The sequence below is a fragment of the Amycolatopsis sp. NPDC051371 genome, assembly GCF_040682155.1.
Taxonomy (GTDB): Bacteria; Actinomycetota; Actinomycetes; order Mycobacteriales; family Pseudonocardiaceae; genus Amycolatopsis.
Window position 1 is genome coordinate 52,493 of sequence record NZ_JBFBAG010000049.1, and the last position, 12,732, is coordinate 65,224.

At 71.5% G+C, this 12,732-nt stretch carries 16 protein-coding genes; 7 read left to right on the forward strand and 9 right to left on the reverse strand.

The genetic code is table 11. The annotated features are described in order from the left end of the window. Window positions 1-109: 109 nt before the first annotated feature. Window positions 110-1,099, reverse strand: a complete 990-nt coding sequence (locus AB0M59_RS42315) for a carbohydrate kinase family protein (protein ID WP_364627116.1) — start codon at window positions 1,097-1,099, stop codon at window positions 110-112. A 149-nt stretch (window positions 1,100-1,248) separates the two neighbouring features. On the opposite strand from AB0M59_RS42315, the gene AB0M59_RS42320 reads away from it, so the two are divergent. Then, the gene (locus tag AB0M59_RS42320; protein WP_364627117.1) at window positions 1,249-1,419 is read left to right on the forward strand and encodes a hypothetical protein; all 171 of its coding nucleotides are present in this window, start codon (window positions 1,249-1,251) and stop codon (window positions 1,417-1,419) included. Between the two features lie 66 nt (window positions 1,420-1,485). Here the strand turns inward: AB0M59_RS42320 and AB0M59_RS42325 are convergent, their stop codons facing one another. Next, window positions 1,486-1,863, reverse strand: coding sequence for an iron-sulfur cluster assembly accessory protein (locus AB0M59_RS42325; protein ID WP_086681079.1), 378 nt, complete (start codon window positions 1,861-1,863; stop codon window positions 1,486-1,488). Between the two features lie 146 nt (window positions 1,864-2,009). Between AB0M59_RS42325 and AB0M59_RS42330 the strand changes: the two genes are divergently transcribed. Together AB0M59_RS42330 and AB0M59_RS42335 are read left to right on the forward strand one after the other, a co-directional pair. Continuing rightward, window positions 2,010-2,657 carry a DUF3043 domain-containing protein gene (locus AB0M59_RS42330; protein WP_364627119.1) on the forward strand — a complete coding sequence of 216 codons (648 nt, stop codon included), beginning with the start codon at window positions 2,010-2,012 and terminating at the stop codon, window positions 2,655-2,657. A gap of 145 nt (window positions 2,658-2,802) precedes the next feature. Then, a complete protein-coding gene (locus AB0M59_RS42335) occupies window positions 2,803-3,792 on the forward strand; it encodes an aldo/keto reductase family protein (protein WP_364627120.1) in 990 nt (329 codons plus the stop codon). A 12-nt stretch (window positions 3,793-3,804) separates the two neighbouring features. On the opposite strand, the gene AB0M59_RS42340 is transcribed toward AB0M59_RS42335, so the two are convergent. Genes AB0M59_RS42340 through AB0M59_RS42350 form a run of 3 tightly spaced genes read right to left on the reverse strand, consistent with a single transcriptional unit; the run spans window position 3,805 to window position 5,598 of the window. Then, the gene (locus AB0M59_RS42340) at window positions 3,805-4,017 is read right to left on the reverse strand and encodes a hypothetical protein (protein ID WP_364627122.1); all 213 of its coding nucleotides are present in this window, start codon (window positions 4,015-4,017) and stop codon (window positions 3,805-3,807) included. Next, on the reverse strand, window positions 4,010-4,852 hold the full coding sequence (locus AB0M59_RS42345; protein ID WP_364627124.1) for a phosphoribosylaminoimidazolesuccinocarboxamide synthase: 843 nt from the start codon (window positions 4,850-4,852) through the stop codon (window positions 4,010-4,012). Before AB0M59_RS42345 ends, AB0M59_RS42340 begins: the two co-directional genes overlap by 8 nt. Next, on the reverse strand, window positions 4,849-5,598 hold the full coding sequence (locus AB0M59_RS42350) for a GntR family transcriptional regulator (protein ID WP_364627126.1): 750 nt from the start codon (window positions 5,596-5,598) through the stop codon (window positions 4,849-4,851). Before AB0M59_RS42350 ends, AB0M59_RS42345 begins: the two co-directional genes overlap by 4 nt. Before the next feature lie 138 nt (window positions 5,599-5,736). On the opposite strand from AB0M59_RS42350, the gene AB0M59_RS42355 reads away from it, so the two are divergent. Next, window positions 5,737-6,189, forward strand: a complete 453-nt coding sequence (locus tag AB0M59_RS42355; protein WP_364627128.1) for a hypothetical protein — start codon at window positions 5,737-5,739, stop codon at window positions 6,187-6,189. 6 nt (window positions 6,190-6,195) lie between these two features. Here the strand turns inward: AB0M59_RS42355 and AB0M59_RS42360 are convergent, their stop codons facing one another. Further along, entirely contained in the window at window positions 6,196-6,879 is a 684-nt protein-coding gene (locus tag AB0M59_RS42360; RefSeq protein WP_364627130.1) for an IspD/TarI family cytidylyltransferase, read from the reverse strand. 98 nt (window positions 6,880-6,977) lie between these two features. On the opposite strand from AB0M59_RS42360, the gene cobT reads away from it, so the two are divergent. Continuing rightward, complete coding sequence (gene cobT, locus AB0M59_RS42365) at window positions 6,978-8,054, forward strand: nicotinate-nucleotide--dimethylbenzimidazole phosphoribosyltransferase (RefSeq protein ID WP_364627188.1); 1,077 nt, start codon at window positions 6,978-6,980, stop codon at window positions 8,052-8,054. A gap of 70 nt (window positions 8,055-8,124) precedes the next feature. On the opposite strand, the gene AB0M59_RS42370 is transcribed toward cobT, so the two are convergent. Further along, entirely contained in the window at window positions 8,125-9,228 is a 1,104-nt protein-coding gene (locus AB0M59_RS42370; RefSeq protein ID WP_364627132.1) for a branched-chain amino acid aminotransferase, read from the reverse strand. 108 nt (window positions 9,229-9,336) lie between these two features. Here AB0M59_RS42370 and AB0M59_RS42375 point away from each other — a divergent pair, with 108 nt between their 5' ends. Then, window positions 9,337-9,636 carry a hypothetical protein gene (locus AB0M59_RS42375; protein WP_364627134.1) on the forward strand — a complete coding sequence of 100 codons (300 nt, stop codon included), beginning with the start codon at window positions 9,337-9,339 and terminating at the stop codon, window positions 9,634-9,636. Here the strand turns inward: AB0M59_RS42375 and AB0M59_RS42380 are convergent. Both AB0M59_RS42380 and AB0M59_RS42385 read right to left on the reverse strand, forming a co-directional pair. Next, window positions 9,593-10,267, reverse strand: a complete 675-nt coding sequence (locus tag AB0M59_RS42380) for a DUF402 domain-containing protein (RefSeq protein WP_364627136.1) — start codon at window positions 10,265-10,267, stop codon at window positions 9,593-9,595. The two genes, AB0M59_RS42375 and AB0M59_RS42380, sit on opposite strands and share 44 nt — an antisense overlap. Beyond that, on the reverse strand, window positions 10,260-11,108 hold the full coding sequence (locus AB0M59_RS42385; RefSeq protein ID WP_364627138.1) for a hypothetical protein: 849 nt from the start codon (window positions 11,106-11,108) through the stop codon (window positions 10,260-10,262). Before AB0M59_RS42385 ends, AB0M59_RS42380 begins: the two co-directional genes overlap by 8 nt. A 110-nt stretch (window positions 11,109-11,218) precedes the next feature. On the opposite strand from AB0M59_RS42385, the gene AB0M59_RS42390 reads away from it, so the two are divergent. Beyond that, a complete protein-coding gene (locus AB0M59_RS42390) occupies window positions 11,219-12,718 on the forward strand; it encodes a leucyl aminopeptidase (RefSeq protein WP_364627139.1) in 1,500 nt (499 codons plus the stop codon). Window positions 12,719-12,732 lie beyond the last annotated feature (14 nt).

The following is a 12,732-nucleotide window of genomic DNA, read 5'->3' on the forward strand; positions in this document are numbered from 1 at the left end:
GTGCTGCGGCAGAGCGAGACGATCTCCTGCCGCTCGAACGTGAGCTTCGGGTGCGGTCGTGGGGGAGAAACAGTGTTCTAACACTGTTTCTCACTCACGACGGCGTGCGTCAGGCGGGCAGGACCGCCGAGATCTCGTCCGCCGCGTCCGGGCCGAACGCCTCGCCGATGCGGGCCAGCGCGTCCGCGCGGTCGAACGTCCACTCCTGGGTGCCCACCGTCTCCAGCACCAGCACCGCGATCAGCGAGCCGAGCTGGGCCGAGCGCTCCACGTTGAGGCCGCCGTCGAGACCCGCCAGGAAGCCCGCGCGGAAGCCGTCGCCGACGCCCGTCGGGTCGGCCTTCGCGCGCTCGGGGACCGCGCCGATCTGCAGGGCGACGCCCGCCTTGCCGACGATCTCGACGCCCTTCTCCCCCAGCGTCGTGATCCGCAGGCCGACCTGGTCGAGCACGTCGGACTCGGTCCAGCCGGTCTTCTGGAGCAGCAGCTCCCACTCGTAGTCGTTGCTGAACAGGTACTTCGCGCCGGCCACGAACGCGCGCGCCTGCTCGCCGGTCATGCGGGCCAGCTGCTGCGACGGGTCGACGGCGAACTCGTACCCGCGCTGGCGGCACTCGTCGGCGTGGCGGACCATGCCCTCCGGGTCGTCCGGGCTGATCAGCACCAGGCTGAGCGCGCCGGCGCGCTCGGCGATCGGCTGCAGCTCGATGTTGCGGGACTCGGCCATCGCGCCGGCGTAGAACGTCGCGATCTGGCAGAGGTCCTCGTCGGTCGTGCAGACGAACCGCGCGGTGTGCGCGACCTCGGAGACGTGCACCCCGGACGTGTCGACGCCGTGGCGCTCCAGCCAGGAGCGGTAGTCCGCGAAGTCGGCGCCCACGGCGCCCACGAGCACCGGCCGCACGCCGAGCACCCCGAGACCGAAGGCGATGTTCGCGCCGATGCCGCCGCGCCGGACCACGAGGTCGTCGGCGAGGAAGCTCAGCGAAACCCGGTGCAACTGCTCGGCGACCAGCTGCTCCGCGAACCTGCCCGGGAAGTGCATGAGGTGGTCGGTCGCGATACTGCCGGACACCGCGATCCTGGCTTTGGCTGCCACGGGCTGCTCCTTATGTGGTCGACCTCACGGCAAAAGGCGCGAAGTTACCCCCGGGTCATGACCCGTCCGGGTAGTTCGCGCACGCCCAGCCGACACTACCGGCTGGTACTCCTTCTCCAGTCGAGAGCGGATCAATAGCGTTACGAATCGTGAACGCCGTCACCGAACCCGAGACCCTGTCCGAGCTGATCGCCGACTGCGCGCTCATCCCGGCGACACTCCAGGCGGAGGACCTTCCGCTGCCCCGCGTCACGGCCAAGCCGTGGCAGGTCGACGAGGCGTGCCACGCCCAGGTCGCGGAGCTCGACGCCTTCGTGTAGTCCGCAGAGACGAAGAAGGCCCCGCCCTCCGAACGGAGGCGGGGCCTTCTCACGTGCTGCTGAGACTCAGTGGAACGAATCGCCGCAGGCACAGGAGCCGGTGGCGTTCGGGTTGTCGATCGTGAAGCCCTGCTTCTCGATCGTGTCCACGAAGTCGATGACGGCTTCCGACACGTACGGCGCGCTCATCCGGTCCACGGCGACCTTGAGGCCGTCGAAGTCGCGGAAGAGGTCGCCGTCGAGCGAACGCTCGTCGAAGAACAGCTGGTAGCGCAGGCCCGCGCAGCCACCGGGCTGGACGGCGATGCGCAGGTGCATGTCGTCCCGGCCCTCCTGCTCGAGCAGGGCCTTCGCCTTGGAAGCCGCGGCGTCGGTCAGCGTGACGCCATGGGTCTCTTCGGCGGTCTCGGCCTGCGTCGCGCCGGCGTGCTCAGCGGTCGTCATGGCACTCCCTCTAAGTTCGAACTCACTGCGGATAGTCCTCGTGCTGACGTGCTCAACACCCGGAGCGTCCGTTCTGTTCCCCCACCATGGTCGCACATCGATCGACCTGGTGAACGGCGGCGTGACGCCTGCAATACCCTGGTGAGGTGAGGTTCCTGCGCCGAAGCACCACAGACACCGCCGCCGACGAGCCGGAGGCGACGGAAGCCGTCGACGTCAACGGCAAGTCGTACACGCCCGGTAAGGGCAAGGCTACGCCGAAGCGCCGCGACGCCGAGGCGAAGCGACGCGGCCCGGTGGCGCCGCCGCCCACCTCCATGCGGGAGGCGATGAAGCGCAACAAGGAGCTCCGCAAGTCGAACCCGCAGACCAAGGACGACCGCCGCGCGGCGGCCAAGCTCCGGCGCGACCGCATGATGGCGGGTGACGACAAGTACCTGCTCCCCCGCGACCGCGGGCCGGTGAAGGCGTACGTCCGCGACCTGGTCGACACGCGGCGCAACCTGCTCGGCCTGTTCATGCCGCTGGCGATCCTGGTGTTCCTGGCGCTGCTGGTGCCGCTGCCCCAGGTGCAGTCGTACATCACGCTGCTGTGCACGGCGATGCTGCTGGTGATGGCGATCGAGGGCTTCGTGAACGGCCGCAAGATCGCGAAGCTGGTGCGGGAGAAGTTCCCGAAGGAAGCGGTGAGCGGCCGGTCGATCGGCTGGTACGCGTTCGTCCGGGCTTCGCAGATCCGGCGGCTGCGGGTGCCGAAGCCGCGGCTGAAGCCGGGGGACCCGATTCCCAACTGAGCCGGTTTCGAACTGAGCTGATTTCGAGAAGGCGGGTGGAGCGAGCCTCCACCCGCCTTCTTGCTGCCCGCGACCCGCTCGAGCGAGGCTGGAGTCACTCCAGGGTCGTTAGCTAAGCAAACGATTACCGCCTAAGCTCGCACCCATGGAGTTTCGTCGTCTCGGCCGCAGCGGCCTCAACGTCAGTGAGATCTCGTACGGGAACTGGCTCACCCACGGTTCCCAGGTCGAGGAGGACCAGGCCCACGCCTGCATCAAGGCCGCCCTCGACGCCGGCATCACCACCTTCGACACCGCCGACGTCTACGCCAACACCGCCGCCGAGTCCGTGCTCGGGCGCGGTCTCAAGGGGCAGCGGCGGGAAAGCCTGGAGATCTTCACGAAGGTCTTCTGGCCCACCGGCCCCAAGGGCCCCAACGACAAGGGCCTGTCCCGCAAGCACATCATGGAGTCGGCCAACGCCTCCCTCGAGCGGCTCGGCACCGACTACCTCGACCTCTACCAGGCGCACCGGTTCGACCGGACCGTTCCGCTCGAAGAGACCATGCTCGCCTTCGCCGACCTCGTCCGCCAGGGCAAGGTGCTCTACGTCGGCGTCTCCGAGTGGACCGGCGAGCAGATCAGCCGCGGTGCCGCCCTCGCGCGGGAGCTGAAGATCCCCTTCGTCTCCAACCAGCCGCAGTACAACATGCTCTGGCGCGTCATCGAGGACCAGGTCATCCCGGCTTCCGAGCGCGAAGGCCTGAGCCAGATCGTCTGGTCGCCGATCGCGCAGGGCGTCCTCACCGGCAAGTACAAGCCCGGCCAGGACTACCCCGCCGGCTCGCGTGCGACCGACGAGAAGGGCGGCGCCAACATGGTCGCCCGCTTCCTCGACGAGAACGTCCTCAAGCGCGTCGCCGAGCTGGAACCCCTTGCCAAGCAGGCTGACCTGTCGCTCGCGCAGCTGGCCGTCGCCTGGGTGCTGCAGAACCCGAACGTCGCCTCGGCGATCATCGGGGCTTCGCGCCCGGAGCAGGTGCACGAGAACGTCAAGGCCGCCGGCAAGAAGCTCGACGCCGACCTGCTGACCGCCATCGACGACGTCCTCGGTGACGTCGTCGAGCGCGACGCGAGCCTGACGAAGAGTCCCTAGTTTTCGAGTGGTTCAGTCCTGGTTGATCCGCCCCTGGAACGGCACCCCGAGGTCGAACGCGTCCTCGGGGGCCATCCGGGGCTCCAGCCCGAACCCGCGCAGGAGGCGGCTGGCACCGGCCAGCCGGTCGCCGCCACGCCCGGGCAGCCGCTCGGGGGCGAGCCCGCGCGAGGTGAGCAGCGTCTCGACGTCGTCGATCAGCTGGTACGGGTCACAGTCACCCACGGACCCAGGTCTTCCCGGTGATCCGTTCGTAGACCTCGGTGTAGCGCTGCCGCGTCTGCTCGACGATCTCGGGAGGGATCTCCGGACCGGGCGGGGTCTGGTCCCAGCCGGTGCTCCGCGACCAGTCGCGGACGAACTGCTTGTCGAACGCGTGCTGCGGACGGCCCGGCTCCCATTCGTCGGCGGGCCAGAAGCGCGACGAGTCCGACGTCAGGACCTCGTCGCCGAGGGTCAGCGTGCCGTCGGCGTCGAAGCCGAACTCCAGCTTCGTGTCCGCGATGATCACGCCCTGCTTCGCAGCGTGCGCCGCGCCCTTCGTGTAGATCTCCAGCGTCAGCTCGCGAAGCCGCTTCGCGGTGTCTTCGCCGATCTCGTTCAGCACCTCGTCGAAGGTCATGAACTCGTCGTGCCCGGTGTCGGAGATCTTCGTCGTCGGCGTGAAGATCGGCTCCGGCAGCTTGTCGCCCTCGACCAGCCCCGGCGGCAGCGCGACGCCGGAGATCTTGCCGTCGCGCTGGTACTCGCGCAGGCCGAGGCCGGCGAGGTGACCGCGCGCGATGCACTCGACCTGGACCATCTTCAGCGGCTTGCAGCGCATCGCGCGTCCGGCGAACTCTTCCGGGACGTCGGTCGTCGACACGACGTGGTTCGGGACCACGCCGGACATCCGCTCGAACCACCACGCCGACAGCTGGTTGAGCAGCGCGCCCTTGTCCGGGATCGGCGTCGGCAGCGAGACGTCGTAGACCGAGACCCGGTCGGACGCGACGAGCAGGATGTCCCCGCCGTCGAGCTCGTACAGGTCGCGGACCTTGCCCGCGTGGATGTGCTTCATTCGCCGTCCTCAGTCGTGTACTCGTAGAAAACCCAGTGGTCGGGCAAGGCGGCGGACTCACCGTACTCGACGACCGTCCCGTCGGCCGCCAGGAAGGTGCTCCGGCCCAGCAGCACCGGCGACCCGGCGGGCAGCACCAGTTCGGCCGCCTCCGCCTCGCTCGCGCGGCCGGCCGCGTGTCGTTCCTGCGTCGTCGCGATCTTCGTGCCGAGCCGGGCGGCCGCGTGGGCCGCGGTGCCCTCGACGATCCGCTCGGGCACCAGCAGCGCCGGCGCCTTGGCCGACAGCGTGCCGTCGAACCACGACGTCGACGTCGACAGCGGCCGCGAGTCCGGCCCGTAGGTGGTACGCCGCCGCCGGATCGCCGGGGCGCCCTCCTCCAGGCCCAGCGCGGCCGCGGCGCGTTCGGGCGCCTGCTCGAGGCCGGCCGACCGGATCACGGCGTAGTGGCCGGGCGGGTAGATCCGGCCCGTCCGCGCCGAAGCGGCGGTTCTGTCGCGGGCCGTGCGGTGCAGGCCGCCGCGGTCGACGACCGTGCCGACGCCGCGCACCGGGCGCACGAGCCCTTGCGAGCGCAGCGTGGCCAGGACCTTGGTGGCCGTCGCCATGGCGACGGCCCACGTGCGCGCGATCTCGCGGGCGGACGGCACCGCGTCGCCCTCTTGCAGCCGGCCGGACAGGATGTCTTCCCGGATCCGGCCCGCGATCTGCAGGTACGGCGGCTCAGGACGATCGAGGGTGGGCAAGGCGGCTCCTCACGGGGACAACACGCACAAGTGTTCTAGCACGCCGGGGTGTCTCCCACAAAGGCCTGTTCAGAACCACCCAGGTGTACTAGTACACAAGCTGGACTGCGCTCTAGTGCGCAAGTTACCCTCGAAAGTGTGTCCCCGCCCACAGCGCACAGCGGTTCCAGCGGCCCGGGCCTCGAGCAACTCCTCGAGGAACTCCGGCGCCGCAAGTGGGTGCTGCACCTGTTCGGCGGCCGCGAGGCCCCGGAGATCTACGCCGCGGTGCACACGTGGCCGACCTGCGCGGACGTCATCGTGCTCCGGGACGAGCACCGCGCCAGCGCCTACCGCGTGCCCCTGTTCCCGGGCACCGACGTGTTCAGCCCACGGGTGGTGACCTGGCAGTACCACGCCACCCCGGTCTGGACGCTGCGGGCGGTGCTCACCCTGGCGGAGCCCGGCACCCCGGGCGCGCCGCTGCAGGCGCTGCGGCCACAGCCGCAGTGCCACATCCCGCCGGAACTGCGCCACGACGTGACGATCCGGCCGACGGGCACCACGGAAACGCAACGGGACGACGGTGGCGGCCCGCCCGCGTGCGCCTAGCGGTCTTCAGGCTCGGCGGGCGAGCAGCCGCTCCGCGACCACGAGGTCGTGGGGATAGGTGATCTTGAGGTTCTCGGGAGCCCCCGGGACCCAGCGGATCGGCAGGGAGGAGAACCGCTCCATGCAGGACGAAGTGTCCGTCCCCGAGAAACCTTCACGCTCGGCCTTTTCGTAGGCCTCGAGCAGCGGTCCGGCCCGGAAGCCCTGAGGCGTCTGGACGCGGATCGCGCCGGGCACCTGGGCGACCAGGTGCCCGGCATCCACCTCGACGACGTCGTCCGCGGCCAGGCCCGGCACAGCCCCCCCGTCCTCGCGTGTCCGGGCCAACACCGCACCGACCAGTTCGGGGTGGACCAGCGGCCGGGCCGCGTCGTGCAGCAGCACGGCGTCGACCCGGCCGCCCGCAATTCTCGGCGCAAGGTGGCGCAGCGCGTTCAGCTCGGACGCCTGGCGCGTGTCCCCGCCGTGCACGATCTCGACGTCGCCGCCGGCCACTTCTTCGGCGAGTTCGCGGTCCTGCGGCCGGATGACCAGCACGAGCACGCCGATGCCGGGGACGCGCTTGAAGGCGTCCAGCGACCAGGCGACCACCCGGCGGCCGGCCAGGGGCAGGTAGACCTTGTTCAGCTTCGCGCCGACGCGGGTGCCCGCGCCGCTGGCCAGCACCACCGCGGCCGCCGTCGTCTCCACGAGCCGCGAGACTACCGGCAGCGCCGTCCCGGTAGGTTGGCCACGGCGTTGTCATGAGCGTTGTCACGAGCGCTGCCGTGGACGAGAAAGGGCCTGGTGTGGAGCCGGAAGACATCGAGTTCCCCGAGATCACCCCGCCCGACGACCACGCCCGGTCGGCCGCGATCGCCCTGCACGACAAGCTGGTCAAGCCGGCCGGGTCGCTGGGCAGGCTCGAGGAGCTGGGCGTCTGGATCGCGGCCTGCCAGGGCCAGTCGCCGCCACGGCCGTTCACCCGGCCGCGCGTCATCGTGTTCGCCGGCGACCACGGCATCGCCGCGAAGGGCGTCTCGGCCTATCCCGCCGAAGTCACCTCACAGCTCCTGGGCACGATGCTGACCGGCGGCGCCGCGATCAACGTCCTGGCCGCCGCCGCGGGGGCGAGCGTCCGCGTGGTCGACATGGCCGTGGACTCCGAAGCTCCCGCGACGCGCTCGATCGGCGAGTACAAGGTCCGCCGCGGCTCCGGGTCCATCGACGTCGAGGACGCCCTGACCGCCGACGAGGTCAAGGCCGCGATCCGCGCCGGGATCGCGATCGCCGACGCCGAGGTCGACGGCGGCGCGGACCTGCTCATCCCCGGTGACCTCGGGATCGGCAACAGCACGCCGTCGTCGGTCCTGGTGGCGGCGCTGACCGGCACCGAGCCGGTCGCGGTGGTCGGCCGCGGCTCCGGCATCGACGACGACGCGTGGATGCGCAAGGCGACGGCGGTGCGCGACGCGCTGCGCCGGGCCCGCGCGGTCCTGGCGAACCCCGTCGACCTGCTGCGCACCACGGCGGGCGCGGACATCGCGGCGATGGCCGGGTTCCTGGCCCAGGCCGCGGCCCGCCGGACACCGGTAGTGCTGGACGGGCTCGTCGCGTGCGCCGCGGCACTCGTCGCCGAGGACCTCGCGCCGGGTGCCCGCCGCTGGTGGGTGGCCGGGCAGCGGACCGCCGAACCCGCCCACTCGCTCGCGCTGGAGCACCTCGACCTCGGCCCGCTGCTGGAGCTGGACGTCCGCCTGGGCGAAGGCACCGGCGCGGTGACGGCGTTGCCGCTGCTGATGATGGCCGCCCGCGTCCTGGCCGAAACCGCGACGCACGAGCAGGCCGGCGTCTCCGGCCCGCTCATCCCCGCGACGGCCTCCTGACCCCGAAAAGCCGTGAAGGCCTCCTTACCGGCTTCTTGAGCCGGTAAGGAGGCCTTCACGGCTTTGAGCTTCAGCCGAGCGGGACCATCCACTGGTCGGTGTCGGGGCGGGTGCCCTCCTGGATGCCCGTCAGCTCTTCGCGCAGCTTCATCGTCAGCTTGCCCGGCTGCCCGTCGGCGATGGTGAACTCGCCGTTCGCGTGCTTGACGTGCCCGACCGGGGTGATCACCGCCGCCGTGCCGCACGCGAACGTCTCGGTCAGCTCACCCGAGGCCGCCGCCTTCTCCCACTCCTCGGTGGAGATCCGCCGCTCCTCGACCTTGTACCCGAGCCGCGAAGCGAGCTGCAGCAGCGACTTGCGGGTGACGCCGGGCAGCAGCGAGCCGGTCAGCTCCGGCGTCACGACCCGGGCGTTCTCGCCGGCGCCGAAGACGAAGAACAGGTTCATCCCGCCCATCTCCTCGACCCAGCGCCGCTCCACCGCGTCGAGCCAGACGACCTGGTCGCAGCCCTTCTCCACGGCCTGCGCCTGCGCGACGAACGACGCCGCGTAGTTGCCGGCGCACTTCGCCGCGCCGGTGCCGCCGGGCGCCGCGCGGACGTACTCCGTCGACAGCCAGACGCTCACCGGCTTCACGCCACCGGAGAAGTACGAGCCGGCCGGGGACGCGATGACGGTGTACACGTAGTCGGCGGCCGGGCTGTTGACGCCGAGCCCGGTGGACGTCGAGATCATGAACGGCCGCAGGTAGAGCGAATCACCCTGACGGGTGGGCACCCACCGGCCGTCGACGGCGACGAGCTCCCGCAGCGACTCGACGAAGATCTCTTCGGGCAGCTGCGGCATCGCGAGCCGCTCGGCCGACTGCCGGAACCGCGCGGCGTTGGCGTCCGGGCGGAACGACGCGATCGAGCCGTCCGGCTGGCGGTAGGCCTTGAGACCCTCGAAGATGGCCTGGCCGTAGTGCAGCACCGACGTCGCCGGGTCGAGCGTGAACGGGGCGTAGGGGCCGACCTGGGCGTCGTGCCAGCCGTCGGCCTTCGACCACTTGACGGTCACCATGTGGTCGGTGAAGTAGAGCCCGAAACCGGGCGTCTCGAGTACCTCCGCGACACGGTCCGCGCTCGCAGGACTCGGGTGCGGGACATGGGCGAACTGCGTCGAGGTGGTCATGGCTACACGATACCGTTTGGTCGGACACGCGTTAGTCGGATGTCCCACTGTTCCGGGCGGTCCCGCCACCTCCCCGCGTTCACGCCGGGATGACCCTAGGATGACACCGTGACCTACCACTCCACGGAGCCGGTGCCCCGGCCCAAGACCGGCGGGGCCGACGTCAAGACGTTCGTCACCGCGGTGCTGCTGACCTTCGGCGTCGGCCTGCTCGGCATGGTCGGCTGGGCCGTGCTCAGCAGCGGCTTCGGCGGCTTCCTCGGCCTCGTCGCGGGCGTCTTCGGCGTCGTGTGGTGGCGGAAGATCCACGGCAAGGCGTTCCCGAAGGTGCTCCCGACGAAGTCGGTGGTCATCCTCGCGGTCGTCAACGCGGTGCTGGCGCTGATCCTTCTCCTGACCGCAGGCTGAGCTCTTCGAGCAGGCCCGGCGGCAGTTCGGGCGCCGGCCAGCCGGGGTCCGGCCGGAAGCCGGTGTCCGTCCCGTCGAACGGGTAGGCGCCGCGCTCGGCCAGCGCGCCGATCCGCTCGCCTTCGGCGCGCAGCCGGTCGAGCTGCTCGTGCGTCAGGCGGCCGGCGTCGATCGCGACCTCGGCCTCGTCCTCGTCGTCCCAGCGCCAGGTGCCGTCCCGCTCGACGACGACGTCCAGGACGCCGTCGATGCGGTCCACCCCGGCCGGGGTCCGCCCGAGCGGGACCTCGAGGTTGACGTACCAGTTCGTGAACTCCCCGGCGGCGTCGAAGAACCACCACACCGACGACCACTCGTCGTCGGCGATGCGCCGCAGCGTGGACGTGCGGTGCCAGAAGTCGGGCACGGGCACGCGCGGGATGCGGAACCGCTGGTCCAGGGGCGCGTCCGCCATGTGCCGGCCGTCCACGAGCCTGCTGCCGACGATCGGCGTGCCGGCCGGCAGCCAGGCGAGCAGCACGCGGCCGTCGTCGGCGAGCACGCGCAGCGGGTGGACCTGGCCGATCGAGCCGTCGGGACGGTGGAACCGTTCGACCACGGTCTGCCCCGGCCGCCAGCGTCGATCACTCACGCGACTCACTGTACCGGCGCGCGCGTACGCCCAGTAGCAGCTCGATCACGGTCACCAGGCCCGCGACGACGAGCACGGGCAGCGCCGGCAGGAAGTACGCGGCCACCGCGGCGACGGCGATCCCCGCGAGCCCCGGCACGCCGGCCCGCTCCCGGACCTCGGCGCCGGCGGCGAGCGCCGGCACCACGGTGGCGACCACGGCGACGACCGTCAGCAGCGGCTGCAGCGAGTCCGCGTCGGCGGCCGAAAGCAGGTCGCGCAACGACGTCAAGGAAAGCCCGAGCCGGACGGCGCCGAGCTGGTACAGCGCGGCGAAGGCGGCCAGCACGGCGACCGCACCGAGCAGCAGGACGCGCCAGCCCGCACCCTCGCGGCCCCTGGGCCGCAGGAACGGCAGCGCCACCACCGCGGCGACGAGCACGCCGGCGAAGTCCGGGGTCTGCAGCCCGCCCCCGACCGTCGACACGGGCGCCACGGCCACGCACAGCGCGACCAGGACGAGCCCCGCCACGAGCAGCAGCCCACCGGCGATCCGTACGACGATCGTCGGGATCTTCAGCCCGGCGAACCCGGCGCCGGTCACCACCACGGCGAACCCCGCGGCCGCCGGTTCCCGGTGCGAGGGGAAGACGTAGGCGCCGAACGCGATCGCGTAGATCGTCACCTCGGCCAGCCGCGCGACGGCCACCACGACCCGGTCGACCTGCGCGTCCCCCGGTTCCGGGACCCGGGCCGTCACGCCCGCGGCGATGGCCGCCAGCACGAGCCCGGCGAGCAGCCACCAGCCCGCGCCCGCCGCTCCGGCCGCCAGCACCACCAGCAGCCCACCGCCCAGCCGCACGCGGCCCTCCCTCTCCCTCTGTTCACCCGTGGTCCGGTCGTCATTAGCATGGCTCACGATCCCGACCGGGCCGGCGCCCGGTACCACCGCGAACGCGCGAGGAGCCAGAAGTGACCGTGCCTAAGCTCGCCCTGTCCGACAACACCGGGGAGGCACTGGCCAAGACGCGCGCCGACGTGATCGTCATCGGCACCCTGGCCGGCGAGGACGGCCCGCTGCTCGCCGCGGGCGCCGCCGCCGTGGACGCCGCCTTCGACGGCCGCCTCGCCGGGCTGCTCGCCACCCTCGGCGCCAGCGGCAAGGCCGAAGAGGTCGTCAAGATCCCGACGCTCGGCAAGCTCGGTGCCGGTGTTGTCCTGGCCGTCGGCCTGGGCAAGGAGGGTGACGGCGTCACCCCCGAGCAGGTCCGCCGCGCCGCCGGGGCCGCCGGTCGCGCGCTGGCCGGCACCGACCGCGCCTTCGTGACGCTCTCGGAGCTCGACCTGCAGGCCGCCGTCGAGGGCACGATCCTCGGCTCCTACGTCTTCACCGCCTACCGCTCCGAGAAGGGCGACGCGCCGGTCGCGAAGGTCGACTTCGCGAGCCCTGCCGACGCGACAGCCCGCGAGCACAAGGCGACGCTGAAGGCCGCCACCAGCATCGCCGAGGCCGTCCTCACCGCCCGCGACCTGATCAACACCCCGCCGAACGACCTCTACCCGGCTTCCTTCGCCGACCGTGCGAAGAAGCTGGCCGAGGACAACGGCCTCGAGTTCGAGGTCCTCGACGAGAAGGCCCTCAAGCGCAAGGGCTTCGGCGGCATCCTCGGCGTCGGCGGCGGCTCCGCGCGCCAGCCGCGCCTGGTGCGCATCGCCTACAAGCCGGCCAAGGCCGCCAAGAAGGTCGCGCTGGTCGGCAAGGGCATCACGTTCGACTCGGGCGGCATCTCGCTCAAGCCCGCCGCGAACATGGACCACATGACCTCGGACATGTCCGGCGCGGCCGGCGTGCTGGCGTCCGTGGTGCTGGCGGCGAAGCTGAAGTACCCGCTGGAAGTCGTCGCGCACATCCCGCTGGCGGAGAACCTGCCGTCGGGGACGTCGTACCGCCCGGGTGACGTGCTGACCATGTACGGCGGCAAGACCGTCGAGGTCCTCAACACCGACGCCGAGGGCCGGCTCGTGCTGGTCGACGCGATGGTGCGCGCGGCCGAGGAGAACCCGGACTACCTGATCGAGACCTCGACGCTCACCGGCGCCCAGGTCGTCGCGCTCGGCAACCGCACCGCCGGCGTGATGGGCTCCGACGACTTCCGCGACCGCGTCGCCGGCGTCATGCAGGCCACCGGCGAGAACGGCTGGGCGATGCCGCTGCCGGAGGAGCTGCGCGCCGACCTCGACTCGCGCCTGGCCGACCTGGCCAACGTGACGGGCCACCGCTGGGGCGGCATGCTCGCGGCCGGGATCTTCCTACGCGAGTTCGTCGCCGACGGCCTCGACTGGGTCCACATCGACATCGCGGGCCCGTCGTTCAACACCGGCGCGCCGTGGGGCTACACCGGCAAGGGCGGCACGGGTGTCCCGGTGCGGACGATCGCCGCGGTGCTGGCGGACATCGCCGCCAACGGCTGAGTCCCAAGCGCCCC